General features: G+C 72.0%; 24 protein-coding genes. 18 read left to right on the top strand and 6 right to left on the bottom strand.

The annotated features are described in order from the left end of the window. Positions 1-10 precede the first annotated feature (10 nt). Positions 11-892 (bottom strand): helix-turn-helix domain-containing protein, encoded by an 882-nt coding sequence (locus KJS59_RS12030; RefSeq protein ID WP_213452932.1) that lies wholly within the window; start codon positions 890-892, stop codon positions 11-13. 407 nt (positions 893-1,299) lie between these two features. On the opposite strand from KJS59_RS12030, the gene KJS59_RS12035 reads away from it, so the two are divergent. Further along, a complete protein-coding gene (locus KJS59_RS12035) occupies positions 1,300-3,087 on the top strand; it encodes a ribonucleoside triphosphate reductase (protein ID WP_249714061.1) in 1,788 nt (595 codons plus the stop codon). Then, positions 3,084-3,674: an anaerobic ribonucleoside-triphosphate reductase activating protein gene (locus KJS59_RS12040; RefSeq protein WP_213452934.1), complete on the top strand. Its 591-nt coding sequence runs from the start codon at positions 3,084-3,086 to the stop codon at positions 3,672-3,674. The genes KJS59_RS12035 and KJS59_RS12040 overlap by 4 nt, the downstream gene beginning before the upstream one ends. Before the next feature lie 175 nt (positions 3,675-3,849). Here the strand turns inward: KJS59_RS12040 and KJS59_RS12045 are convergent, their stop codons facing one another. Further along, entirely contained in the window at positions 3,850-4,341 is a 492-nt protein-coding gene (locus tag KJS59_RS12045) for an SANT/Myb domain-containing protein (RefSeq protein WP_213452935.1), read from the bottom strand. A gap of 189 nt (positions 4,342-4,530) precedes the next feature. On the opposite strand from KJS59_RS12045, the gene KJS59_RS12050 reads away from it, so the two are divergent. Continuing rightward, the gene (locus KJS59_RS12050; protein WP_213452936.1) at positions 4,531-5,502 is read left to right on the top strand and encodes an extracellular catalytic domain type 1 short-chain-length polyhydroxyalkanoate depolymerase; all 972 of its coding nucleotides are present in this window, start codon (positions 4,531-4,533) and stop codon (positions 5,500-5,502) included. Positions 5,503-5,790: 288 nt separating this feature from the next. On the opposite strand, the gene KJS59_RS12055 is transcribed toward KJS59_RS12050, so the two are convergent. Beyond that, on the bottom strand, positions 5,791-6,162 hold the full coding sequence (locus tag KJS59_RS12055; protein ID WP_213452937.1) for an MmcQ/YjbR family DNA-binding protein: 372 nt from the start codon (positions 6,160-6,162) through the stop codon (positions 5,791-5,793). Positions 6,163-6,247: 85 nt separating this feature from the next. On the opposite strand from KJS59_RS12055, the gene KJS59_RS12060 reads away from it, so the two are divergent. The 7 genes from KJS59_RS12060 to KJS59_RS12090 all read left to right on the top strand — a co-directional run bounded on the left by KJS59_RS12060 (position 6,248) and on the right by KJS59_RS12090 (position 13,192). After that, entirely contained in the window at positions 6,248-7,252 is a 1,005-nt protein-coding gene (locus KJS59_RS12060) for a LacI family DNA-binding transcriptional regulator (RefSeq protein WP_213452938.1), read from the top strand. A gap of 255 nt (positions 7,253-7,507) precedes the next feature. Further along, positions 7,508-8,881, top strand: coding sequence for an ABC transporter substrate-binding protein (locus KJS59_RS12065; protein ID WP_213452939.1), 1,374 nt, complete (start codon positions 7,508-7,510; stop codon positions 8,879-8,881). 80 nt (positions 8,882-8,961) lie between these two features. Beyond that, complete coding sequence (locus tag KJS59_RS12070) at positions 8,962-9,894, top strand: carbohydrate ABC transporter permease (RefSeq protein ID WP_213452940.1); 933 nt, start codon at positions 8,962-8,964, stop codon at positions 9,892-9,894. After that, the gene (locus KJS59_RS12075) at positions 9,894-10,766 is read left to right on the top strand and encodes a carbohydrate ABC transporter permease (protein WP_213452941.1); all 873 of its coding nucleotides are present in this window, start codon (positions 9,894-9,896) and stop codon (positions 10,764-10,766) included. The genes KJS59_RS12070 and KJS59_RS12075 overlap by 1 nt, the downstream gene beginning before the upstream one ends. A 10-nt stretch (positions 10,767-10,776) precedes the next feature. Next, positions 10,777-12,396, top strand: a complete 1,620-nt coding sequence (locus KJS59_RS12080) for a glycoside hydrolase family 13 protein (protein ID WP_249714062.1) — start codon at positions 10,777-10,779, stop codon at positions 12,394-12,396. 18 nt (positions 12,397-12,414) lie between these two features. Continuing rightward, positions 12,415-12,588: a hypothetical protein gene (locus KJS59_RS12085; RefSeq protein ID WP_213452942.1), complete on the top strand. Its 174-nt coding sequence runs from the start codon at positions 12,415-12,417 to the stop codon at positions 12,586-12,588. Positions 12,589-12,676: 88 nt separating this feature from the next. Then, positions 12,677-13,192, top strand: a complete 516-nt coding sequence (locus KJS59_RS12090) for a DUF1360 domain-containing protein (RefSeq protein ID WP_213452943.1) — start codon at positions 12,677-12,679, stop codon at positions 13,190-13,192. 210 nt (positions 13,193-13,402) lie between these two features. Here KJS59_RS12090 and KJS59_RS12095 read toward each other — a convergent pair whose 3' ends face one another. Beyond that, entirely contained in the window at positions 13,403-14,995 is a 1,593-nt protein-coding gene (locus tag KJS59_RS12095) for a dolichyl-phosphate-mannose--protein mannosyltransferase (RefSeq protein ID WP_376771157.1), read from the bottom strand. 65 nt (positions 14,996-15,060) lie between these two features. On the opposite strand from KJS59_RS12095, the gene rsmI reads away from it, so the two are divergent. Further along, positions 15,061-15,897, top strand: coding sequence for a 16S rRNA (cytidine(1402)-2'-O)-methyltransferase (gene rsmI / locus KJS59_RS12100; RefSeq protein WP_213452944.1), 837 nt, complete (start codon positions 15,061-15,063; stop codon positions 15,895-15,897). A 52-nt stretch (positions 15,898-15,949) separates the two neighbouring features. On the opposite strand, the gene KJS59_RS12105 is transcribed toward rsmI, so the two are convergent. Then, complete coding sequence (locus KJS59_RS12105) at positions 15,950-16,609, bottom strand: hypothetical protein (RefSeq protein ID WP_213452945.1); 660 nt, start codon at positions 16,607-16,609, stop codon at positions 15,950-15,952. 77 nt (positions 16,610-16,686) lie between these two features. Here KJS59_RS12105 and metG point away from each other — a divergent pair, with 77 nt between their 5' ends. Both metG and KJS59_RS12115 read left to right on the top strand, forming a co-directional pair. Next, positions 16,687-18,483, top strand: a complete 1,797-nt coding sequence (metG, locus tag KJS59_RS12110) for a methionine--tRNA ligase (protein ID WP_213452946.1) — start codon at positions 16,687-16,689, stop codon at positions 18,481-18,483. Continuing rightward, a complete protein-coding gene (locus KJS59_RS12115; RefSeq protein ID WP_213452947.1) occupies positions 18,480-18,659 on the top strand; it encodes a hypothetical protein in 180 nt (59 codons plus the stop codon). The genes metG and KJS59_RS12115 overlap by 4 nt, the downstream gene beginning before the upstream one ends. Here KJS59_RS12115 and KJS59_RS12120 read toward each other — a convergent pair. Then, complete coding sequence (locus KJS59_RS12120; protein WP_213453038.1) at positions 18,653-19,834, bottom strand: hypothetical protein; 1,182 nt, start codon at positions 19,832-19,834, stop codon at positions 18,653-18,655. The two genes, KJS59_RS12115 and KJS59_RS12120, sit on opposite strands and share 7 nt — an antisense overlap. Before the next feature lie 99 nt (positions 19,835-19,933). On the opposite strand from KJS59_RS12120, the gene KJS59_RS12125 reads away from it, so the two are divergent. The 5 genes from KJS59_RS12125 to KJS59_RS12145 all read left to right on the top strand — a co-directional run bounded on the left by KJS59_RS12125 (position 19,934) and on the right by KJS59_RS12145 (position 24,935). Then, positions 19,934-20,836, top strand: coding sequence for a TatD family hydrolase (locus KJS59_RS12125; RefSeq protein WP_213452948.1), 903 nt, complete (start codon positions 19,934-19,936; stop codon positions 20,834-20,836). Positions 20,837-20,909: 73 nt separating this feature from the next. Then, positions 20,910-21,779 (top strand): 16S rRNA (adenine(1518)-N(6)/adenine(1519)-N(6))-dimethyltransferase RsmA, encoded by an 870-nt coding sequence (gene rsmA / locus KJS59_RS12130; RefSeq protein WP_213452949.1) that lies wholly within the window; start codon positions 20,910-20,912, stop codon positions 21,777-21,779. A 32-nt stretch (positions 21,780-21,811) separates the two neighbouring features. After that, positions 21,812-22,204, top strand: coding sequence for a Uma2 family endonuclease (locus KJS59_RS12135; RefSeq protein WP_213452950.1), 393 nt, complete (start codon positions 21,812-21,814; stop codon positions 22,202-22,204). After that, positions 22,201-23,163, top strand: a complete 963-nt coding sequence (locus KJS59_RS12140) for a 4-(cytidine 5'-diphospho)-2-C-methyl-D-erythritol kinase (RefSeq protein ID WP_213452951.1) — start codon at positions 22,201-22,203, stop codon at positions 23,161-23,163. The genes KJS59_RS12135 and KJS59_RS12140 overlap by 4 nt, the downstream gene beginning before the upstream one ends. Beyond that, positions 23,163-24,935 carry an ABC-F family ATP-binding cassette domain-containing protein gene (locus KJS59_RS12145; RefSeq protein ID WP_213452952.1) on the top strand — a complete coding sequence of 591 codons (1,773 nt, stop codon included), beginning with the start codon at positions 23,163-23,165 and terminating at the stop codon, positions 24,933-24,935. Before KJS59_RS12140 ends, KJS59_RS12145 begins: the two co-directional genes overlap by 1 nt.

The following is a 24,935-nucleotide window of genomic DNA, read 5'->3' on the forward strand; positions in this document are numbered from 1 at the left end:
TCCTCGAAGGCTAGGCACGACCGTCCTTATATGACTTCGCGGTCGCTCGGATGAGGGCTAGCGACTGTCGTGACGAGAGGGACGAGGACCAGAGGTGCTCAATGTACTTGCTGAGCTGGGTGACCCCGGCCGGGTCGGTGACCCGCACGTCTTGCGTCAGTGTTTCGACCAGCGCCTCGCGCGAAGCGGTGGCACCGAAGTCGAACACCATGCAGGGGTGCTGGAGATAGGTGACCTGCTCGTGATCGAGCTTGAGGATCCGCAGCCCGACATTGGGGCTGCCGGCCAGTTCGGCGACGAGCGTCAGTTGGTCCGCCATCAACGAGACGGGACCTGGGCGCCAGTGCAGCGCCGTCTCCAGCAACACGATGCGGTATGCGGGTGCGCCTGTGCGGGTTAGCGTCTCTCGGCGGGCGAGCCGCATCTCGACACCGCGGTCAACGCTGCTGGAGCCGGCCATCTCCAGCACACGGCGGGCGTACTCCTCGGTCTGGAGATAGCCCGGAATGAGGAGCGGCTGATAGTGGTGGATCGTGGTGGCGGACCGCTCCAGCGCAATGAAGTCCTGCTGCCGTCGAGTTAGGCCCGCACCGGTGGAGTTGCGCCACGTGCCGGGCTCACCGGCGGCCTCCTCCGCAAGCCGCAGCAGGCGATCGCGCTCCCGCGGGGAGACCCGCAACTCGCTTAACAGAGCGCGGGCGTCACTAACTGTCGGTAGCGTGCGGGCATGCTCGATCCGGCTGACCTTCGACTGCGACCACCCCAGCGCGCCAGCTAGATCCTGACCGCTGCGCAGCGCTTCCTCGCGCAGCCTACGCAGCTCGGCGCCGAGCCGGCGCCGGGCCGCGATCTGGTCAGGGTTGGGCTGCAAAGTGAACCTTCCACGCCGCACTCTGTGATTATGCACGACACTATGCCACCCATCTGGCTCCCGGTCGAGCCGGCCCGCGGCGCAACTCGGGGCCGAACTACCCGCGCCTCCGAATAGGCGCCTGGTGCCACCCACCCTGCGGCCACCCGCGCCCCTTCAGCTCGCTGTCCGGGCTCACCTGCCGGTGCGCGAAGACGGCCGCTGCGGGGTCCTCTGTGGCGAAATCGAAGCGGGTCGCGGGACCTAAGTCCTGCTCTACGGACCGAAGGTCACTCAACATATTGTGTTGGTGCTCCACATGCACCACTAGGTGTAGTGTCCCGGTGGTCGGTCCGGCCGCGCGGCGGTCCGGGGCCGCACACCTGCCGGCGCATCCCGCGCATCCCGCGGGATGCGCTCTTCTCGTACTGCCTCATGGGAGGGCTGACGTGACGCAGATCAACGCGGTGGACTCGGTGACCGAATACCTGGATCGCAGCGACTGGCGGGTTGCCGCCAACGCGAACCAGGGCTACTCGCTCGGGGGACTAATCCTGCACACGGCTGGCAAGGTCGCCGCCAACTACTGGCTCGACCAGGTGTATCCCGACGCGGTCGGTCGCGCCCACCGCGAAGGCGACGTTCACATCCACGACCTGGACATGCTCTCGGGCTACTGCGCCGGCTGGTCCCTGCGTACGCTGCTGAGCGAGGGGTTCAACGGGGTGCCCGGTAAGACCGACTCGGCCCCGCCGAAGCACTTCTCCTCGGCGGTCGGTCAGATCGTCAACTTTCTCGGCACGCTGCAGAACGAGTGGGCGGGCGCCCAGGCGTTCAGCTCGTTCGACACCTACATGGCTCCGTTCGTGCGCAAGGACTCCATGGCGTACGACGAGGTGCATCAGTGCATGCAGGAGTTGGTGCACAACCTCAACGTGCCGTCCCGCTGGGGCACCCAGACGCCGTTCACCAACCTCACGTTCGACTGGACCTGTCCCGAGGATCTGCGCGATCAGGTGCCGGAGATTGGCGGCGTGGAGATGGACTTCACCTACGGGGATCTGCGGGCCGAGATGGACCTCATCAACCGCGCGTACATCGAGGTCATGGGAACGGGCGACGCCACCGGCCGGGTCTTCACGTTCCCGATCCCCACCTACAACATCACCAAGGACTTTCCCTGGGAGAGTGAGAACGCCGAGCGGCTGTTCGCCATGACCGCGAAGTACGGACTCCCGTACTTCCAGAACTTCATCAACTCCGATCTCAGCCCCGACATGATCCGTTCGATGTGCTGCCGCTTGCAGTTGGACCTGACCGAGTTGCTCAAGCGCGGCAACGGTCTGTTCGGCAGCGCGGAGCAGACCGGCTCCCTCGGCGTGGTCACCGTCAACTGCGCCCGCCTTGGACACCGGCACGCGGGCGACGAGAAGGGGCTGTTCGAGGATCTCGATCGGCTGCTGGGGCTGGCCCGCGACAGCCTGGAGATCAAGCGGGTCACGGTCCAGGACCTGATCGACGAGGGGCTCTTCCCCTATACCAAGCGTTGCCTGGGCACCCTGCGCAATCACTTCTCGACCATCGGGGTGAACGGCATCAACGAGATGATCCGCAACTTCACGTTCGACGCGTACGACATCACCGCCCCGCAGGGACACGCGCTCGCCGTTCGGCTTCTCGACCACGTACGCGAGCGGATGGTCGAGTTCCAGGAGCAGACCGGTCACCTCTACAACCTGGAGGCGACCCCGGCCGAGGGTGCCACCTACCGCTTCGCGAAGGAGGACCGACGCCGGTTCCCCGGGATCCTGCATGCGGGCACGGACCAGAACCCGTACTACACCAACTCCTCGCAACTGCCGGTGGGCTGGACCGACGACCCGTTCGAGGCGCTGGAACGGCAGGACGACCTACAAACCAGGTACACCGGCGGCACGGTGCTGCACCTGTACATGTCCGAGCGGATCTCCACCGCCGCCGCTTGCCGCACCCTGGTACGCCGCTCGCTGGAGCGGTTCGCGCTGCCGTACCTGACGGTGACCCCAACCTTCTCGATCTGCCCCGACCATGGCTACCTGGCTGGCGAACACGCCGCCTGCCCGACCTGCGGTGGCGAGTGCGAGGTGTGGACCCGCGTCATGGGATACCACCGCCCCGTTTCGTCCTTCAACCTTGGTAAGCGGGGCGAGCATGCCGAGCGCGTGCACTTCCGGGAGAAGGTGACCGTTCCCGCATGATCAATATCGGTGGCTGGTCCCGGCTGTCCACCTGCGACTGGCCGGGCCGCCTCGTCGCCACCGTCTTCTGCCAGGGCTGCCCCTGGCGGTGCGGGTACTGCCACAACCCGGAACTGCTCGACCCGCGCGCCGAACCCGCCGTGCCATGGGAGTCGGTGACGACCCACCTTGCCCGTCGCCAAGGTCTGTTGGACGCTGTCGTCTTCTCCGGCGGCGAGCCGCTGCTGCAGCCGCGTCTTGCCGAGGCGATGCGGGAGGTGCGGACCCTCGGCTACGCGGTGGGCCTGCACACCGCCGGCAGCTACCCACGCCGGTTCGGACAGATCCTCGACCAGGGTCTGGTGGACTGGGTCGGCTTCGACATCAAGGCATCCCCATCCGGGTACGACGATGTGACCGGGGTACCCAACAGTGCTGGCCCCGCCCTGCGGAGCCTGCGGCTCCTGCTCGACTCCGACGTCGCCCACCAGTTGCGTACCACGGTTGATCCGGCCCTGCTCAACGACGGCGACGTCACCGAGCTGAAGATCTGGCTGACCCGGCAAGGTCTCCCCGATCACGTGTGGCAACGGGCACGGGTCGGGTGAAATCTCGCGGAAAATGGTCGACGCTAGGGAACTGGCGCCGCAGGGTAGCCGCCGGGCCACCGGTTCCAGCGGCCGGTGGCCGCGGATGAAACGGCGGCGGGGAAGCACCCTGGCTCGCGCGGGCGCACCTCGGACCCGGGCCGGCCGCCGATCTGGAGCGGCCGGCCCGGATCGGTCAGCCGGCACCCTCCCCCGTGTCGGGCGCCGGCGGCTGTGCGCCCACACCGTGCTTGACCAGGCGGGACACGATGGCGCGCGGCCCGCGGCCCAGCTCGTCGGCGAGCTGCTTGACGTCGGACCCCGAGCGGTAGCCGGCGAGCAGGCGCTCGTCCTCCTCCGGTGTCCACGCGGTCCACGCCTTGGGGTGGCGCTGGCGGGCCGCCGCGATCCGCACCTTGAAGTTCTCGCCGCCGCCCGCCACGCCGCCGCCGGAGCCGGCGAGCCGGGCCAGGCCGGAGAGGCTGTGCCGGACCACCTCCCCGACCACCGCCAGGTCGCCCGCGGGCATCGAGGCGTGCACCTCCACCGGGCCGGCACCGTCGTCGTCCGCGCGGACGGTCATCTCGTACGCATCCGGGCCGCGACCGCCGATGCCGCTCGGGCCCGCCGAGGTGATCTCGATCCGGAACAGGCGCCCGGACACCGCCAACTCGTCGCTGTACCGCATGTCAACCTCCCCAGGTCGCCCCGCCGTCACGGGACGCCGCCGAGTCTGCCAACACCCACCGACATTTCCGCCGCCGCGCCCGACCGTCGCGGGGTGGTTGACCGGGTCCATCGACTAGCGTACGTTTCTGAAACGTCTCGATTCACAAATCGAAACTTTCCGACTGGACCGCGCCGAAGGAGTCCTCGGATGCGCCGCGCCAGAACACTGCTCGCCGCGGTAACCGCCTTCGCCGCGGCGGTCTCGGCCACCCTGTTGGCCGCGGTGCCCGCGAGTGCCCATCCCAAGACCTTCGTACCCATCGCGAACCTGCCGGCGCCCACCGCGACGCTCACCCAGGTGGCCAACTTCGGGCCGAACCCGACCGGCCTGGAGATGTACCTGTACGTGCCGGAGCGGGTCCGGCCCCGGCCGGCCGTGGTGCTGGCGATCCACTACTGCACCGGTTCGGGGCCGGACATGTTCCGTGCCACCCAGTTCGCCTCGCTGGCCGACCGGTACGGCTTCATCGTGATGTACCCGTCGGCACCGCGCGAGGGGCACTGCTACGACGTGTCGTCGCCCGGTGCGCTGCGCCACGACGGTGACAGCGACCCGGTGGGCCTGGTGTCGATGGTCCGCTACGTGCTGCGGCACCGGCACGCGAACCCGAACCAGGTCTTCGTCACCGGCCTGTCGTCCGGCGCGATGATGACCAACGTTCTGCTCGGCGCCTACCCGGACGTGTTCCAGGCCGGCTCGGCGATGTCCGGCGTGCCGTTCGGCTGCTTCGCCACCACCGACGGTTCGATGTGGAACAGCGCCTGCGCGCAGGGCCAGATCAGCAAGTCCCCGCAGGAGTGGGGCGACCTGGTGCGCAACGCCTTCCCGGGCTACCGGGGGCCGCGCCCGCGCATGCAGTTGTGGCACGGGACCGCGGACACCGTGCTGGCCTACCCGAACTTCGGCGAGGCGGTCAAGCAGTGGACCAACGTGCTGCATACGCGCAAGTCCGTCACCGACCACCCGCGGCCGTCCTGGACGCACAGCGCGTACAGCAGGGGCTGGGGTCAGGTCGAGGTGGACGCCTACAGCATCGAGGGCCAACCGCACGACCTCGGCTTCAACGTCCCCGAGTGGGCACAGTACGCGGTTCACTTCTTCGGCCTGAGTGGCCGGTAGACGCCCGGTAGACCGCCGGTGCCGGGCGGCGCGCGTGTCGGACGGTTGGCTTGCCGGGTAAGACGCCGGCCCGGGAGTGGCGCCCGTCGCTCCCGGGCCGGCGTTGCGGTGTGGGTCGGTCGGCGCCCGCCCGTGCCCGGGCGAGATCTTGGTAAGACACGCCGCTTTCTGGCCAGATCGGTACCAAGATCTCCCACCCGCGGCCACCGCGGGCGCCGCCACGGACAGCGGGTGCCGGCCCGGTAAGGGGACGGCCGCCGGGCGGGCGCACCGCCGGGGGGAGACGGGTTAGGGGCCGGTGTCGAGTTGCCGGACCAGCCGCTTCGGCGCGACCACCCGGTACGCGTCGGCGCAGAGTTCGGCGATCTCGGTCCAGTCGGTGTGCTCGTCGATGCGCACGGCGATCCAGCCGCGTCCGCCGACGTAGGGCGGGCGGAAGAATCGCTCGGGCTCCGCCGCGACCAGCGCCTCCTGGGCGCCCGGCGGCGCGGCGCACCACAGGTGTGGGAAGTCGTGCTGGTGGTGCCCGTCCGTCCAGAACCGGACGAACGTGCTCTTGTCGCGGACGAACCAGGTCGGTGCCCCGTGGCTCGGGCGCTCGGTTACCTCCGGGAGCGCGGTGCAGATGGCCCGCACCCGCGAGAGCGAATCCTCGGACATCGCACCATCGAACCACCTGTCCGGTTTCGTACTGTTCACTGCAAGAAAGAGACGGCTTCTGGTCCTCCTGGCGTAAACTCCCGCCGTGACTCGACGATTGACTGACGTGGCGAAGAAAGCCGGCGTCAGCGAGGCGACCGTCAGCCGGGTGCTGAACGGGCGCGAGGGCGTGTCCGAGGCGACCCGCACGGCCGTGCTGACCGCGCTGGACGTGCTCGGCTACGAGCGCCCCACCAAGCTGCGTGGCGAGCGGGCGCGGCTGGTGGGGCTGGTGCTCCCCGAGCTACAGAACCCGATCTTCCCGGCGCTGGCCGAGGTGGTGACCGGCTCGCTGGCGCAGCGCGGCTTCACGCCCGCGCTGTGCGCCCGCACCCTCGGCGGCGTCTCCGAGGCGGACTACGTCGACATGCTGCTCGACCACCGGGTCTCCGGAGTGATCTTCGCCGGGGGCTCGTACGCGCTCGCGGACGCGCGGCACGACCACTACCGGCGGCTGACCGACCGGGGGCTGCCCGTCGTGCTGGTGAACGCGGGCGTGGGCGACCTCGGGTTCGCCAGCGTCTCCACCGACGACGCGGTCGCCGTCGAGCAGGCGTACGGGCACCTGCGCAGCCTCGGCCACGAGCACGTGGGCATGCTGCTCGGCCCGGCGGACCACGTACCGTCGCAGCGCAAACTGGATGCGGCGCTGGCCTGCCAGCGGGGCGCGAAGGCGCCCGAGACGGCCGTGCAAAGGTCCAGCTTCTCGATGGAGGGTGGCCGGGCGGCGACGGCGAAACTGGTCGAGGCGGGCGCGACCGGCATCATCTGCGCCAGCGACGTGCTGGCGCTGGGCGCGATCCGGGCGGTCCGGCGGCTCGGTCGGCGGGTGCCCGAGGACGTGTCCGTGATCGGCTTCGACGACTCGGCGTTCATGAACTGCACCGATCCGCCGCTGACCACCGTCCGCCAGCCGATCGAGGCGATGGGGCAGGCGGCCGTGGATCTGCTGGTGCACCAGATGGAGGGCGTTGGCGTCGCGACCGACGAGCTGCTCTTCGAGCCCGAACTCGTCGTCCGCGGCTCCACCGGCCCCGCGCCCCGCCGGTAACCCGTTCCGCGTCACCCCCACCCCGGCTCCGAGCGATCTTGGAGTTGCGGTGGGGGTTTCGTGCGCTTAAGCGCCGTTACTCGCGCCGACAACTCCACGATGCGCGACGGGGCCGCGGCGCCGCGAGCGATGCGAAGTCGTGTCCTTTCGCTATCTAGTTGACTTCTTGCGCTCTCGGATTCGACTTCGTATCGTCATCGGTACGAAACACGGCACCGCTGAGAGTCTGGTCACACCCCCTGAAGGGATAGTCAGATGTCCGCACCGCAGAACCGGAGGGTCGCGGCGTTAGCGCTCGTGGCCGGCCTGGGGCTCAGCCTCGCGGCGTGCTCCACGAAGAGCGACAACAGCTCGGACGCGTCCGGCAAGGTGACCATCACCGTCGACTGCCAGCCGGTCGGGGCGCAGCAGGAGTTGCTGCGGGACTGGAACGCCGACGTCGCGGAGTTCCAGAAGCTGCACCCGAACATCACGATCAAGAGCGTGTCGGTGGGCGAGCAGTGCAACAACCCGCCGGACTTCACGGCCCGGCTCCAGGGCGGGACGGTCACCGACGTGTTCTACGGGTACATGACCGACCTGGATCAGGTGCTGGACTCGGGCCAGGCGATGGAGATCACCGAGTACGTCACCAAGGACACCATCCCGACCTGGGACAGCCTCGACGCCGGCGCCAAGGCGGCGTTCAGCGACGGCGGCAAGGTCTACGGCGTACCCACGAAGAACTACTCGATGGGGCTGGTCTACAACAAGAACCTGTTCCAGCAGGCCGGTCTGGACCCGAAGAACCCGCCGAAGACGTGGGCCGAGGTGCGCACGGCCGCCAAGCGGATCGCGGCCCTGGGCAACGGCATCGCCGGGTACTCGGACTACAGCGCGGCGAACACCGGCGGCTGGCACTTCACCGCGGAGCTGTACTCGCAGGGCGGCCGGCTGGTGAGCGAGGACGGCAAGAAGGCCGACTTCAACAACCCGATGGGCAGGCAGGTCCTGCAAAACCTGAAGGACATGCGGTACGGCGACGACAGCATGGGCGCCAAGCAACTGCTCCAGTGGCCGGACCTGCTCACCAACGCCGCGGCCGGCAAGGTGGGCATGTTCATCGGCGCGCCGGACGCGACGACCGCGATCGTGACCCAGTTCCAGGGCAAGTACCAGGACTGGGCGATGGGGCCGATGCCGGGCCAGGACGGCCCGGCGAAGGCGACGCTGGGCGGCGGTGAGGGGTACTTCGTCAAGAAGGGCCTGTCGCCGGAGCAGGTCAGGGCGGGCCTGATGTGGCTGGCGTACGAGAAGCTGACGCCGGGCAAGGGCCAGTTCGACTACGTGCGGGCCAAGCCGGAGAACCAGCCGGTGGGGCTGCCGCAGCCGCAGTTGTTCACGGTCGGCAGCGACGCCTACCGGCAGGATCTGGATCTGCGGAAGGCGAACGCGAACGTGAACGTGGAGGACTTCGCGGCGTTCGAGAACAACCCGGTGCCGGTCAGGTTCGAGCCGCCGAACGCGCAGGCGATCTACGCGGTGCTCGACTCGGCGATGTCGGCGGTGTTGACGGACCCGAACGCGAACGTCGACGCGCTGCTGAAGACCGCCGAGGACAAGGTCAACGGGCTGCTCGCCACCAGGTGATCCCCGGTGCGGGGGCCGCGCCACGGCCCCCGCACACCCCCGCGCCGCGGCCCCCGCACCCACCTCCGACAGGAGCAGCATTGGCGACCATCACCGCCCCGCGCCCGGACGTCCAGAGCGCCCGGCCGCCGATCTCTGCCCGGCGCAGGCGCGGGCGCAACGACCTCACCGGGTACGCGTTCCTGGCCGGCGCCGTCTTCTGCTTCGCGCTCTTCTCCTGGTACCCGATGGTGCGCGGCGTCGTGATGAGCTTCCAGCGCACCCGGCGGGGCGTGACGACCTGGGTCGGCTGGGACAACTACAGCCGGATCGTGCACGACCCGAGCTTCTGGACGGCGTGGAAGAACACCCTGCACTTCACGGTGCTGGCGCTGATCCTCGGGTACGCGGTGCCGTTCTTCGTGGCGATCCTGCTCAACGAGCTGCGCCACGCGAAGGGGTACCTGCGGGCGCTGGTGTACCTGCCGGTGATGCTGCCGCCGGCGTCGGCGCTGTTCCTGTTCAAGTACTACGCGTACGACCCGAGCGACGCGGGCCTGTTCAACGCGGTCCTGAAGCTGCTGCACCTGCCGACGTCGCAGTGGATGCAGTCCAGCACGGCGACGATGCCGGCCATGGTGATCGCGTCCACCTGGATGAACATGGGCGGCGCGGTGCTGATCTACCTGGCGGCCTTGCAGAACATCCCGGGCGAGCTGTACGAGGCGGCCGAACTGGACGGTGCCGGGATCTGGCGGCGGATCGTCACCGTGACGATCCCGCAGACCCGGCTGATCCTCTCGCTGATGGCGATGCTCCAGATCGTCGCGACCATGCAGCTGTTCATCGAGCCGCTGATCCTGGCCAACGGCGCCGGCACGCAGGACTCGGCCACCTCGGTGGCGTACCTGATCTACCAGCACGGTTTCTTCCAGAACGACCTGAACGGCGCCGCCGCGCTCGGCGTGATCATGCTGATCGTGCTGGCCGGGTTCTCCGCGGTCTACGTGCGCCTGTCAGCGAGGCAGGACTGATGACCCGCACCCTCATCGCCGAGTCCCAACTACGCCGCGGCCGCGGCCGGCTCGTCTACGGGCTGCTGCTGGCCGGCGTGCTGGTGGGCTTCACGCTGATCTTCATCGGCCCGCTGTACTGGATGGTGACCGGCGCGCTCAAGTCCGGCACCGAGATCGCACAGACCCCGCCGACGCTGTTCCCGACGGACCCGCAGCCGCAGAACTACGCCGACGCGTGGAGCCGGCTGAACCTGGCGAAGCTGCTGTTCAACACGTTCTACTACGCGCTGGGCGCGCTGCTGTTCCAGCTCGTACTGGACACCGCGGCGGCGTACGCGCTGTCCAAGCTGCGCCCACGGTTCGGCAACGCGATCCTCGGCCTGATGCTCGCCACGCTGATGATCCCGGCGATGGTGCTCATCATCCCGCAGTACGTGACCGTCATCGACCTGCCGCTGGTGCACCTCAGCCTGCTGGACTCCCCGTTCGCGATCTGGCTGCCGGCGGTGGCGAACGCGTTCAACATCTTCCTGCTCAAGCGGTTCTTCGACTCGATCCCCGAGGACCTGATGTCGGCCGCCGTGATGGACGGCGCCACCCCGTTGCGCACGCTGTGGTCGATCGTGCTGCCGATCTCCCGGCCGATCCTGGGCGTGGTGTCGATCTTCGCGGTGACCGCGGTGTGGAAGGACTTCCTCTGGCCGAAGCTGGTCATGCCGTCGCCGGAGACGCGCACGGTCAGCGTCGGCATCTACGCGTTCTCGGGCGGCACCCCGATGAACATCGTCGTCGCCGCGGCGGTCATCGCCGCGGTTCCCACCGTGGTGTTCTTCCTGATCTTCCAGAAGAGCATCGTCTCCGGCCTCACGGCCGGGGGTCTGAAGGAGTAGGGGACCTGTTTTGGGTGTCAACGCGACCGCCTGGTGGCGCTCGGCCGTCATCTACCAGATCTACCCGCGCAGCTTCGCCGACGGCAACGGCGACGGCATCGGGGACCTGGCGGGCGTCCGGGCGCGCCTGGGCCACCTGGCGGCGCTGGGGGTCGACGCGATCTGGTTCAGCCCGTGGTACGCCTCGCCGCAGGCGGACGCCGGCTACGACGTGGCCGACTACCGGGCCATCGACCCCGTCTTCGGCACCCTCGTGGAGGCGGAGGAGCTGATCCGGCAGGCGCACGCGCTGGGCATCCGGGTCGTCGTGGACGTGGTGCCGAACCACTGCTCGTCGGAGCACCCATGGTTCTCCGAGGCCGTGCACAGCGGGCCCGGCTCCACGGCCCGGGACCTGTTCTGGTTCCGGGACGGGCGGGGCGAGGCCGGCGAGCTTCCGCCGAACGACTGGCAGTCCATCTTCGGCGGCCCGGCGTGGACCCGGGTCCGGGACGGCCAGTGGTACCTGCACCTGTTCGACCCGGGGCAGCCGGACCTGAACTGGGAGCACCCGAAGGTCCGCGAGGAGTTCGAGGACGTGCTGCGGTTCTGGCTGGACCGGGGTGCGGACGGCATTCGGATCGACTCGGCCGCGCTGCTCATGAAGGACGGTGAGCTGGGCGACTTCGACCACGCGGAACCGCCGGTGCCGCACCCGTACATGGACCGGGACGAGGTGCACGACGTCTACCGGGCGTGGCGGGCGATCGTCGACGGCTACCCGGAGCCGCGGGCGCTGATCGGTGAGCTGTGGCTGCCGGACCCCGAGCGCTTCGCCGCGTACCTGCGCCCGGACGAACTGCACACCGCGTTCAACTTCGGTTTCCTCGGGTGCGCCTGGCGGGCGAAGGCGCTGCGCGCGGTCGTCGACGCCACGCTCGCGGTGCACGCGCCGGTCGACGCGCCGGCCACCTGGGTACTGTCCAATCACGACGTGCCCCGGCACGTGACCCGGTACGGCCGCGAGGACACCACGTTCACGCTGGAGCACCGGCAGTTGGGGGTTCCCACCGACCGGGCGCTCGGACTGCGCCGGGCCCGCGCCGCCCTGCTGCTCACTCTCGCCCTGCCCGGCTCCGTCTACCTGTACCAGGGTGAGGAACTGGGCCTGGAGGAGGTCGAGGACATCCCGGACGCGCTGCGCCAGGACCCGATGTTCGTCCGCACCAACGGCGCGAACCTGGGCCGCGACGGCTGCCGGGTGCCGCTGCCCTGGTCCGGTGGTGCGCCGCCGTTCGGCTTCAGCCCGCCCGGCGCCGGCCGGGATCCGTGGCTGCCGCAGCCCGCCGCGTGGCGGGACCGCACCGTCGAGGCGCAGACCGGCGACCCCGACTCGATGCTGGAGCTGTACCGGCGGGCGCTGGCCTGCCGCCGGTCGCAGCCGGAGCTGGGCGACGGTCCGTTCGCCTGGCTGCCCGGCGCCGACCCCGACGTGCTCGCGTTCACGCGCGGCGGGCGCGGGGCCCTCGCCTGCGTCCTCAACCTGTCCACCGCCCCGGTGGGCCTGCCGGCGGGCACCGTCCTGCTCGCCAGCGGCCCGCTGGACGGCGCCCACCTGCCGCCGGACACCGCCGTCTGGCTGCGCACCTAAGACGCACGGGGTTCCACGATGCACAGAACCGGTCCCGGGTTGGCGGCGCTCGCCGCCACCGCCGCCCTCGCCGGCTCCGTCCCGGTCGCTGTCGGCGCGATCTGGTTCGACGCCCTGAACGGCGCCACCTCGGGCGCCACCGTCAACGTCACCGACTCCGATGCCCCCGCGCCCACCCGTCCGCAGGCTTAGCGCAGGGCGCGTCGGGTAACACTGGCGGACGTAACCGGATCGTCGAGGCACCGGAACGTCGTCGTGGGCAGCCGCGGGAGGTAGGGCGTTGAGCGAGGTGATCGAGCGCGCGCGACGGGCCAAGCGCGGCTACGCCGGCGGGGAGCAGCGCCCGCTCGGCGGCTACCTCGTGGCGCTGGGCGCCTACGGCGGGGTGGTCGCCGCGCTGGCCGGCCTGGCCCGGCTGACCGGGCGCACCCCGCCGGAGCGGGTCAGCCCGTTCGACGTGGTGCTGCTTGGCGTCGCGACCCACAAGCTCAGCCGGGCCCTGGCCAAGGACTCGGTGACCAGCCCGCTGCGGGCGCCGTTCACCCGGTACCGGGAGCCGGCGGGCGCGAGCGAGTTGAACGAGGACGTGCGGCACCACGACCCGCTCCGGCACGCCGTCGGCGAGCTGATCAGCTGCCCGTTCTGCCTGGCGGTCTGGGTCGGCACGGGGCTCACCTCGGGCCTGGTGTTCGCGCCCCGGCTGACCCGGCTGGTGGCGGTGGCGTTCAGCACGATCGCCGCGTCCGACTTCCTCCAGTTCGCGTACGACGGGGTGAAGCATCGGGCCGGCGAATAAACCCGGCCGGTGGTGCCGCGTCGGCCGGGTTTGGGCAGGGCGGCGGAATGTCCGCTTTTCAGTCGGGGAAAACTCCCCGTTGTCTCGCCGTTCCCCGTGCCCTAAGCTTGCCTCCAGCGCGCCCCTATCGCCCGCTTCCCCCGTGGCAGGCGATCGGGGCGCGCCCCTTTTCGCCTCCGGTTTTCCGCCCCGGGCGGGCCGGCCGGTCGCCTACCGCCACCGGCCGTCGAGCCACAGGTGCTTGGCCCAATCCTCGTACGGGATCGATGTCCCCACGTACAGCGGATGGAAGTACGCGAAACAGATGGCGATCAGCAGCACGTAGGCGCCCACGATCACCCCGCCGATGAGCCGGCGGTCCGCCGTCGGTGGCGTACCCGGGCCGGGTGTGACGATCGTGCCGAGCACATACACCACCGCCATGACCAGGAACGGCTGGGCCGGCGCGATGTAGAAGTAGAACATCGTGCGGTTGTCGTGGAGCGCGTAGTAGCACCACGGCAGGATGGTGGCGGCGACGCTGAGCAGGATGGCCCAGGCGCGCCAGTCGCGGCGGGCGATCGCGAACCAGACCAGCGCCACCAGCGCCGGGATGAACGACCACCACAGCAGCGGCGTGCCGAGCAGCAGCACCTCCGACGAGCACGGCGGCGCGCTGCACGGCAGGTCGCCGGTGTAGGAGAACGCCACCGGCCGGCCCAGCAGCAGCCACTGCCACGGCTCCGACTGGTACGGGTGCGTGGTGCTGAGGCCGGTGTGGAAGTTCAGCGCCTCGGTGTGGTAGTGGATCAGGTTGCGCAGCGCGCCGATGATCGGCGGCTCCGGCTGGCCCGTGTCCCGCAGCCAGTGCCGGAAGTAGCCGTCGTCGGTGAACAGCCAGCCCGACCAGGACGCGACGTACGTCGCGGCGATCACGAAGCCGCTGAGCACCAGCCAGCCGATCTCGTCCAGGAACGTGTCCAGCGCCGGGGTGCGCCGCCCGGCCGAGCGGCGCGCGCCCCACTCCCAGACCAGGACCAGCACGCCGAACAGCACGATGTTGAAGATGGCGCTCCACTTGACGGACAGCGCGCAACCGGCCAGCACCGCCGCGGCGAGCCGCCACCACGGGACGCCGGTGCGCCAGTCCCAGCGGGGGCGAGGACGGCGGCCCGTCCCGGCGGCCTCCGCCATCGCCGCCAGCCACCGGGCGCGGCGCTGCTCCCGGTCCAGGACCAGGGCGGCGAACGCGGCCACCACGAACAGCAGCAGGAAGATGTCCAGCAGCGCCGCCCGGGACAGCACCAGGTGGAAGCCGTCCAGCGCCATCAGCAGGCCGGCCGCGCAGCCCAGCGCCGTCGAGTGGAACATCCGCCGGGTGATCCGGATGACGATCAGGATGGAGACGATGCCGGCGACCGCGGCCGCCACCCGCCAGCCGAACTCGTTGTACCCGAAGACCCGTTCCCCGGCCGCGATCAGCCACTTGCCGAGCGGCGGGTGCACCACGTACGCGGGGCCGTTGGCGTTCTCGTCCCACTCCACCCCGTGGGTCAGCATGTCCCACGCGTCGGTGGCGTAGTACGTCTCGTCGAACATGATGCCCTTGGGGTGGTCCAGCCCGACCAGGCGCAGGATCGCGGCGATCAGCACCACCACGCCGGTGGCCACCCACGAGTACGGGTCGAGCCGGGCATCGAACGGGGCGAGCCGGCGCCGGACGATCTGCGGGATGCTCCCGCCCGCCCGCTCCGCCGGGGGATCGTCGCTCTCACCCGTGCTGGTGCTCGCGCTCACCGTGATGTCTGTCGCCGCCGGGGTCACGACAGTGATCGTAGGCTGCCAAGCTGGTACGCGCGGTTACCGTCCCGCGGGATTGGAGTGTCGAGGTGTCCGATGGACGGCTGGTCCTGTGCGGGGCGCCGCTCGGCAACGTGGCGGACGCCTCCGCCCGGCTACGCGAGACGCTCGCCGCCGCCGACGTCATCGCCGCCGAGGACACGCGTCGCCTGGCCCGCCTGGCCCGCGACCTGGACGTGCCGCTGACCGCCCGGGTGGTCTCCTACTTCGAGGGCAACGAGGAGCGGCGCACGCCCGAGCTGCTGGCCACGCTGCTGGCGGGTGCCCTGGTCGCCCTGGTCACCGACGGCGGCATGCCGAGCGTCTCCGACCCCGGGTACCGACTCGTCACCGCCGCCCTGGACGCGGGGGTCCCGGTCACCGCCGCCCCGGGCCCCAGTGCCGTGACCACCGCGCTCGCGCTCTCCGGCCTGCCGTCGGACCGCTTCTGCTTCGAGGGTTTCCTCCCGCGTACCGGCGGGGCGCGCCGGTCCCGGCTGGCCGTCCTGGCGGCGGAGGAGCGCACCCTGATCTTCTTCGAGGCACCGCACCGGCTGGCCGCCACGCTGGCCGACCTGGCCGCCGCGTTCGACCCGGCCCGGCCCGCGGCGCTGTGCCGGGAGCTGACCAAGACGTACGAGGAGATCCGCCGCGCGCCCCTCGGCGAGCTGGCGGACCTCGCCGGGCGGGAGCCGTTCCGCGGCGAGATCACCCTCGTGGTGGCCGGCGCCCCGGCGGCGCCCGCCGCCGAGGTCTCGGACGAGCGGGTGCGCGCCGCCGTCGCCGAGCGCGAGGCGGCGGGCCTGAGCCGCCGGGACGCCGTCGCCGCCGTCGCCGCCGCCCTCAACCTCCCCCGCCGCCGCGTCTACACCGCCGCCCACTCCTAGCCCCGGCCAAAGCGGGCATACCACCCGGAACCGGGGCGCCACGGGTGTGGGTTCAGAAGGCCAGGGCCAGGAAGGTGGCGGCGAGGGCGAGGGGGGCCGCGAGGCTGAGCAGGACCGCCAGGTGCCGGGCGCGGGCCGGGTCCAGGCGGCGGGCGCCGGTGGCCCAGGCGATGCCGAGGCCGCACAGGAGGGTCAGCGCCAGCCCGACCGCCCAGCGGACGTGCACCCCCGCGGTCACCTCCGCCCCGGCGTAGGCGCGCGAACTACCCGGCGACACCATGAGTGCCGGGACCCGCGAGTCCGCGCCGTGCTCGCCGGGCGGCAGGTTGAGCAGGGCGACGCCCTCGGCGGTGAAGCCGGGTGCGGAGAAGTCGCCGACGCAGCGCTCGGTCACGCCGTCCCCGGCGCAGCGGATGACCGTGGCGGTGCCGCGCTCGGCGTGCCCCAGCGCCAGCCACAGCGGCTCCGCGCTGACCCAGCCGAAGAACGCGGCGAGCAGCGCGAAGACGACCGTCGCGGGCAGCCCGAACACCGGGCGCCGGGGCGGGCGCGGGGCGCGGGACGGCGTCGGCGCGGGTCGGCTGAGCAGCCAGCCGTCGTCGGGGCCGCCGGCGGTCGTCCACAGCGGCCGATCGTGGGCCGCCGAGCCGGTGGCCGCCACGGCCGTCCCGCCCGAATCGTGAAGCTTGCCAGAAACATCCGCCTCCGCCATGTGCTCATTGCACTACTTTCCGTCGCTGCCGGGTGGATTTGACGGCGCGTGTCGGAGGGAAACTACGCTTGGACCACATGAGCCACGTTCTCGCCGCGGTCGCCTGGCCCTACGCCAACGGCCCGCGCCACATCGGCCACGTGTCCGGCTTCGGGGTACCCGCGGATGTGTTCAGCCGGTACATGCGGATGGCCGGGCACGACGTGCTCATGGTCTCCGGCACGGACGAGCACGGCACGCCGATCCAGGTGCAGGCGGACAAGGAGGGCGTGACCCCCCGCGAACTGGCCGACCGGTACAACCGGGTGATCGTCCAGGACCTGCACGGGCTGGGCCTGTCGTACGACCTGTTCACCCGCACCACCACCGGCAACCACTACGCCGTCGTGCAGGAGCTGTTCGAGGGCCTGTACCGCAACGGGTACATCGTGCCGAAGACGACGATGGGCGCGATCTCCCCGTCCACCGGGCGCACCCTGCCCGACCGGTACATCGAGGGAACCTGCCCGATCTGCGGGTACGACAGCGCCCGCGGCGACCAGTGCGACAACTGCGGCAACCAGTTGGACCCGGACCAGCTCATCAACCCCCGGTCGAAGATCAACGGTGAGACGCCCAGGTTCGTCGAGACCGAGCACTTCTTCCTGGACCTGCCGGCGTTCGCGCAGGCCCTCGGCAAGTGGCTGGCCGGGCGGGAGGGCTGGCGCCCCAACGTGCTGCGGTTCAGCCGGAACCTGCTGGACGACCTCCAGCCCCGGGCGATCACCCGGGACCTGGAGTGGGGCGTGCCGATCCCGATCGAGGGCTGGCGGGAGCGGCCGGACAAGCGGATCTACGTCTGGTTCGACGCCGTCATCGGCTACCTGTCCGCGTCCATCGAATGGGCCCGGCGCTCGGGCGACCCGGAGGCGTGGCGGCGCTGGTGGTCGGCGGGCGCCGAGGGCAGCGAGGCCCGCGGCTACTACTTCATGGGCAAGGACAACATCGTCTTCCACTCGGTGATCTGGCCGGCGCTGCTGCTCGGGTACGACGGGGAGGGCGACCGGGGCGGCGAGCCGGGGCAGCTGGGGCTGCTCAACCTGCCCACCGAGGTGGTCTCCAGCGAGTTCCTGACCATGGAGGGGCGCAAGTTCTCCTCGTCCCGCCAGGTGGTCATCTACGTGCGGGACTTCCTGGAGCGGTACGACGCGGACGCGCTGCGGTACTTCATCGCGGTGGCCGGCCCGGAGAGCCAGGACACGGACTTCACCTGGGCCGAGTTCCTGCGCCGCAACAACGACGAGCTGGTGGCCGGCTGGGGCAACCTGGTCAACCGGTCCGTCTCGATGGCGGCGAAGAACTTCGGCGCGGTGCCGCCGGTCGGCGCGGCCGGGCTGACGGTCGAGGATGACGCGCTGCTCGCGGTCGCCCGCGGCGGCTTCCCCGCGGTGGGCGACCTGATCGCCAGGCACCGCCAGAAGCAGGCGATCGGCGAGGCGATGCGGGTGGTCGCGGAGGCGAACAAGTACCTGTCCGAGCAGGCGCCGTGGAAGCTCAAGGAGGACCGGGAGCGGATGGGCACGGTGCTGCACGTCGCCCTCCAGGTGGTCAAGGACGCGAACACGCTGCTCACGCCGTTCCTGCCGCACTCCGCGCAGAAGGTCCACGAGCTGCTGGGCGGCACGGGGGTGCACGCACCGATGCCGCGGATCGTCGAGGTGGAGGATCTCGACACCGACGGGTCGTACCCGATCCTGACCGGCGACTACGCGCAGGGCACGCGGTGGGAGTCGGTGCCGCTGGTGCCGGGGACGCCGCTCGCGCCGCCGAAGCCGGTCTTCCGCAAGCTCGAGCCGTCCATCGTGGACGAGGAGCTGGCGAGGCTGGGCGGGTGAGCTTCACGGTCAACCCGGTCGGGCGGGTCATCGGCGGGCGCGAGGAGTGGTGCGAGGACGGCTGGGGCGACGTGCCCCCGGTGCTGGACATCAAGCCGTACCCGCGGGAGTTCGCGGCGACCGGGCCGGTGGCCCAGCCCGAGTGGGTCGGCGACCTGATGCGCCACCCCTACTGATCGGCCATCGGGTACGGGAAGTCGGCCTCGACCGCGTCGCCGATCTCGGCGGTGGGAGCCCACGCCTCGTACACGCCGCGCTCGTAGCACTGCGCGCCGAGCGCGGCCACCGCGTCCGGTTCGGGGCGACACAGCCGCAGCCGCGACCAGGCGCCCTCGGAGCGGACCACCGTGCAGGCGGTGCCGCGCCAGGTGGCGTACGGGGTGCGCCGGCTCAGCGACTCGACCTGGTAGCGGGCGGCGCGGGTCATCGCCAGCACCCGGAACTCCTCGGGCGGGTCGGCGACCGCCTCGTACTCGGCGCCCTGGTAGCGCCCCACCAGCCGGCTGGGCCCGGCGCCGGCCGGCACGGGCAGGTACTCCTGGTCCGGGGCGACGCCGGGCAGCGCCGCGAGCAGCTGCCGCCACTGTGGACCGGCCATCCGCAGCCAGCCGCGCTGCTCCGGCTGGTACGTGTAGAGCACCACCTCGCTGGCGTCCTCGGTGTACGCCAGCAAGGCGGCGTTGGCCGGCAGCGGCAGGTCGGCGAGGTCGGCGGTGACGAACTCGGGGATGAGCTGGGACCCGCTGGGCGCGAAGCCGGTACCGAGCACCGGTGGGCCCACCCGGTCGTGCGGCGGGAGCGCGGTCAGCCCGGCGTACGCGGCGGCCGGCACGTGGTAGTCGCTGGCGTCCACCGCCCGCCAGCGCAGCGCGAAGGCGACCTCGCCGGGCGGTTCGCCGGTCCCGCTGAGGATCACCAAACCCGCCGGGGTGCGCAGGTGGGCGACGTCGTACTGCCGGTAGCAGAAGCCGTGCGGCTGCCAGCCGCCCAGGTACCCGGCGACCTGCCGCGCCGACAGCGGCTTGACCATGCGGGTGCCGCGCCGCACGGTCGCGCTGGCGCGGACCGCCGCCAGCAGCGGGTTGCGCACCCGCCCCTGGCTCAGCCGCTGGATCTGCTCCCAGCCGACGGCCCGGCTGACCGGCGCGGTCAACGGCTGGTCGGCGGCCAGTTCGACGGTCCCCTCGACCGCGCTGACCTCCGACGCGTGCACGAACCGGCGGTGGCGACCGCCCCGGCCGAGGACGAACCCCTCGGCCGGCCCGTCACTGAAGATCTCGTAGGCCGCGCCGCCGGCCACGGGCTCCGCCGGGTAGGACGTACCGGCGTACAGCACCCGTATTCCGGCCATTGCGGTCGGAGAGCTTACGGTCACGCCCCGCACGCTACGGTCCGCTCATGAACTCCCCGTAAACATGCCGGCCCGGTCGTTGTGTGATGCTGGGCGGCGATGAGCGAGGTCACCGAGTCCCGCCGGGAGCGGGCCCGCCAGCGCCGGGGCGAGTTCCCGCCGGCGCCGCCGCCGCTGCCCGCACCCGTGCTCGACAGCCACACGCACCTGGACATCACCGTCGCGGAGGCGGGCATCCCCGGCACCCCGCCGGGCGGCGACCCGCTCGCCACCGCCATCGAGATCGCCACGGCCGCCGGGGTGGACCGGCTGGTCCAGGTCGGGGTGGACGTCGGATCCTCCCGCTGGGGCGTGGCCGCCGCCCAGCGGCACCCGGCGATCCTGGCCACGGTGGCGCTGCACCCGAACGAGGCGCCCACCCTGGCCGCCGCCGGCACGCTGGACGAGGCGCTGCGCGCGATCGAGGCGCTGGCGGGCCACGAGCGGGTCCGCGGCGTCGGCGAGACCGGCCTGGACACGTTCCGCACCGGGGAGGAGGGCCGGGCCGCGCAGGAGGCGAGCTTCCGGGCCCACATCGCCGTCGCCAAGCGGTACGGCAAGGCGCTGGTGATCCACGACCGGGACGCGCACGCCCGGGTCCTGGAGATCCTGGACGAGGAGGGCGCCCCCGAAACGGTCGTGCTGCACTGCTTCTCCGGCGACGAGGCGTTCGCCGCCGAGTGCGTGCGGCGGGGGTACGTGCTGAGCTTCGCCGGCACGGTCACCTTCACCAGCGCGGGTGACCTGCGCGCCGCCGCGAGGGTGACGCCGCCGGAGCAGCTGTTGGTCGAGACCGACGCCCCCTACCTCACCCCCAGCCCGTACCGGGGTCGCCCCAACGCCTCGTACCTGATCCCGCTGACCGTCCGCGCGCTCGCCGAGGTCACCGGGGCGGACCTGGACGGGCTGTGCGCGGCGATCTCGGCGACCGGCGAGCGGGTGTTCGGCCCGTGGCGCCCGTGAGCGCGAGAAGCGCCCGGAGCGGGCCGGGCGGCGCGCAGTGCCCCGTGAGCGCGCCGGGCGAAAGATTGATTCCGTGACCGGGCTGTTGGGCCCGGCGGAGATCCGCGAACTGGCCGCCCGGCACGGCGTCACCCCCACCAAGCGGCTCGGCCAGAACTTCGTCCACGACCCGAACACCGTCCGCCGGATCGCCGCCGCCGCCGCGCTGGAACCCGACGACGTGGCCGTCGAGGTCGGCCCCGGCCTCGGCTCGCTCACCCTCGCGCTGCTGCCGGCCGCCCGGGTGGTGCACGCCGTCGAACTGGACCCGACCCTGGCCGCCGCCCTGCCGGTCACGGTGGCGGCGCGCGCCCCCGACCTGGCCGGCCGGCTCCGGGTGCACGCCGCCGACGCCCTCCGGGTCACCGCCGCCGACCTGGCGGACCCGCCGCCGACCGCGCTGGTGGCGAACCTGCCGTACAACGTCGCCGTCCCGGTGGTGCTGCACCTGCTGGCGGAGCTGCCCACTATCCGGCACGGGCTGGTCATGGTGCAGAAGGAGGTCGCGGACCGGCTCACCGCCGCGCCCGGCGGCCGCGTCTACGGGGTGCCCAGCGTCAAGCTCGCCTGGTACGCGTCCGCCCGCCCCGCCGGCCGGGTGCCGCCGAACGTCTTCTGGCCGGTCCCGAACGTGGACTCCGGCCTGGTCGCCTTCGCCCGTCGGGAGCCGCCCCGCCCGGACGTCCCGCGGGCCGCCGTGTTCGCCGTCGTCGACGCCGCGTTCGCCCAGCGCCGCAAGACTCTGCGCGCCGCGCTGGCGGGGTGGGCCGGCGGCCCGGACCGCGCGGAGCGGGTGCTGCGCGCCGCCGGCGTGGATCCGGGCGTCCGCGGCGAGCAGCTCACGGTCGGGCAGTTCACCGCCGTGGCCGCCGCCGGCCCCGCCCGCCACACCGCCCCCGAGTAGGCTGGCGGGGTGCCGGCAAGGAGGTGGGCTCCATGAGCGCCGAAGCGGTTCCGCCCGAGCGCCGTGGTTGGGCTGGCCCCGACCTGCACCGTCAGCGGCTGGGCGACCAGAGCTTCGAGCCGGACGTGCTGCTGGCGCGGCGCGAGGGTGTGGCGTTCGACCGGCACGACGTGCCGGTCGAGCACGTCGTGCCGGCGGTCGAGGTGGTGTCGCCCGGCACGTGGCGGCGCGATCGGATCGAAAAGCCGGCGCAGTACGCCGCGGCTGGCATCCGCCACTACTGGCGAATCGAGCAGGACCCGGTGCACGTCTTCGCGGACGAGTTGGTCGGCGGCGCGGACAAGCCGGTCGCGGATTCGACCGTGGAGCTGGTATTGGAGCGGCCGTTCGACATCCGCCTGCCGATCCGGGACGTCACTCCGTGACCGAAGCCTGGTGGCCGCCGGAGGGCGAGGGGGGCGACCGGCCGCGGCCGGCGGGGGCCGGCTCGGTCCGGGTACGGGTCCCCGCGAAGATCAATCTGTACCTCGGGGTCGGCCCGTTGCGGGGGGACGGCTACCACGAGGTCAGCACGGTTTACCACGCCATCTCCCTGTACGACGAGCTGACCGCGCGCCGGGGCGACACCCTCACGCTGACCATGGAGGGGGAGGGCGCCGGCGAGTTGCCGCTCGACGAGAGCAACCTGATCATGCGGGCGGCCCGGGAACTGGCCGACTACGCCGGGGTGCGGGCGCACGCGCGGCTGCACCTGCGCAAGCAGATCCCGCTGGCGGGCGGGCTGGCCGGGGGCAGCGCGGACGCCGCCGCCACGCTGGTGGCCTGCGACGCGCTGTGGGGTACCGGGCTGAGCCGGGAGGAACTGGCGGTGATCGCCGGACGGATCGGCTCGGACGTGCCGTTCCTGGTGCACGGCGGTACCGCGTTGGGCACCGGGCGGGGTGAGGCGGTGAGCCCGGTGCTGGCCCGGGCGGGTTCGTGGCACTGGGTGGTGACGCTGGCCGACGGCGGCCTGGCCACGCCGGAGGTGTACGCCCAGATCGACCGGATGCGGGCGGCGGGGGAGGCGCCCCGATCGGTCGACGCCCCGGACGACCTGCTCGCGGCGCTGCGGCAGCGGGACCCGGCGGTGCTGGGCGCCGCGCTCGGCAACGACCTGCAACCGGCCGCGCTGGCGCTGTGGCCGGCGCTGGGCAAGACCCTCTCGGCGGGCCTGGAGGCGGGCGCCCTGGCGGCGATCGTCTCCGGATCGGGCCCGTCCTGCGTGTTCCTGGCCCGGGACCGGCCGGGCGCCGAGAAGCTTGCCGCGGACCTGGCGGCGGCGGGGGTGTGTCGGGCGGCCCGCACGGCACACGGTCCGGTGGCCGGGGCGCGCATCGTCTGATGGTCAACATCGTCAACCTGGACCGGGTGTCCAAGGGGTACGGCGCGGCCGGGCGGCTGCTGACCGATGTGTCCCTGGGCCTGGACGACGCCGACCGGGTCGGCGTGGTCGGCCTCAACGGCGCTGGCAAGAGCACCCTGCTGCGGCTGATCACGAAGGCGGAGGAGCCGGACGAGGGGCGGGTGACGCACCGGCGGGACCTGCGCGTGGCGAGCCTGCCGCAGGCACTGGAGCTGGCCCCCGAGGCCACCGTGCGGGATGTCGTGCTGGGTACCGCGTGGTTGCCGGAGGGGTTCGGCGCGGAGCACGAGTGGGCTGGCGACGCCGGGGTGCGCACGATCCTGGACGGGCTCGGCATGCCGGGACTGGGCCTGGACCAGCCGGTCGGCCCGATGTCCGGCGGTGAGCGGCGCCGGGTGGCGTTGGCGGCGCTGCTGGTGCGCGCCGCCGACCTGCTGATCCTGGACGAGCCCACCAACCACCTGGACGTGGCCGGCATCAACTGGCTGGCCGGGCACCTCAACGGCCGGCGGGGCGGGCTGGCGGTGGTCACCCACGACCGCTGGTTCCTGGACGCCGTGTGCACCCGCACCTGGGAGGTCGCGGACGAGACGGTCCGGGTGTACGACGGCGGGTACGCCGCCTGGACGCTGGCCCGGGCGGAGCGGGAGCGGCTGGCGGCGGCGGCCGAGGCGCGCCGGCAGAACCTGCTCCGCAAGGAGATCGCCTGGCTGCGCCGGGGCCCGCCGGCGCGCACGTCCAAGCCCCAGTTCCGGATCGACGCGGCCAACGCGCTGATCGCCGACGTGCCGCCGCCGCGGGATTCGGTGTCGCTTCAGCGGCTGGCCGTCTCCCGGCTCGGTAAGCAGGTGTACGAGCTGCGCGACGTCGACCTGGCGGCCGGCCCGAAGCGGATCCTCTCCGGCGTCACGTGGCAGGTGGGGCCGGGGGACCGGGTCGCGCTGCTGGGCGCCAACGGCAGCGGCAAGACCACGCTGCTGCGGGTGCTGGCCGGCGTCCGCGGGGCCGACGGCGGGCGGGTGACCGTCGGGTCGACGGTGCGCCCGGCGTTCCTGTCCCAGGAGCTGGCCGAGCTGTCCGGCGAGCTGCGCCTGCTGGAGTCGGTGGAGGAGGTCGCCCGCCGGGTCCGGCTCGGCGACCGGGAGCTGTCCGCCGCGCAGCTCGCCGAGGTCTTCGGCTTCACCGACCGGCGGCTCTGGACCCACGTCGCGGACCTGTCCGGCGGCGAGCGGCGCCGGTTGCAGCTGCTGCGGCTGCTGGCCGCCGAGCCGAACGTGCTGCTGCTCGACGAGCCCACCAACGACCTGGACACGGACACCCTGGCCAGCCTGGAGGATCTGCTGGACACCTGGCCGGGGACGCTGATCGTGGCCAGCCACGACCGGTACCTGGTCGAGCGGGTCACCGACGCCGCGTACGCGCTGCTGGGCGACGGGCGGCTGACCCACCTGCCGGGCGGCGTGGACGAGTACCTGGAGCGCGTTTCGCAGCGGCCCTCGGCGGCGGTCCCGGCGCCGCCCCGGACCCCGGGTGTCGACAGTCGGGCGGCCCGCAAGGAGCTGGCCCGGCTGGAGCGGCAGGTGGAGCGGCTGGAGCAGCAGGAGGCCCGGCTGCACGGGCAGCTCGCCGAGCACGCCACGGACTACGCCCGCCTGGCCGAACTGGACGCCAGGCTCAAGGAGGTCCAGGCCGAGCGGACCCGGGTCGAGGAGGCGTGGTTGGCGCTGGCGGAGACCGCACCGGAGGCGTGA

Origin of the sequence: Rhizomonospora bruguierae (genome assembly GCF_018397995.1) — a bacterium.
Classification (GTDB): Bacteria; Actinomycetota; Actinomycetes; order Mycobacteriales; family Micromonosporaceae; genus Rhizomonospora; species Rhizomonospora bruguierae.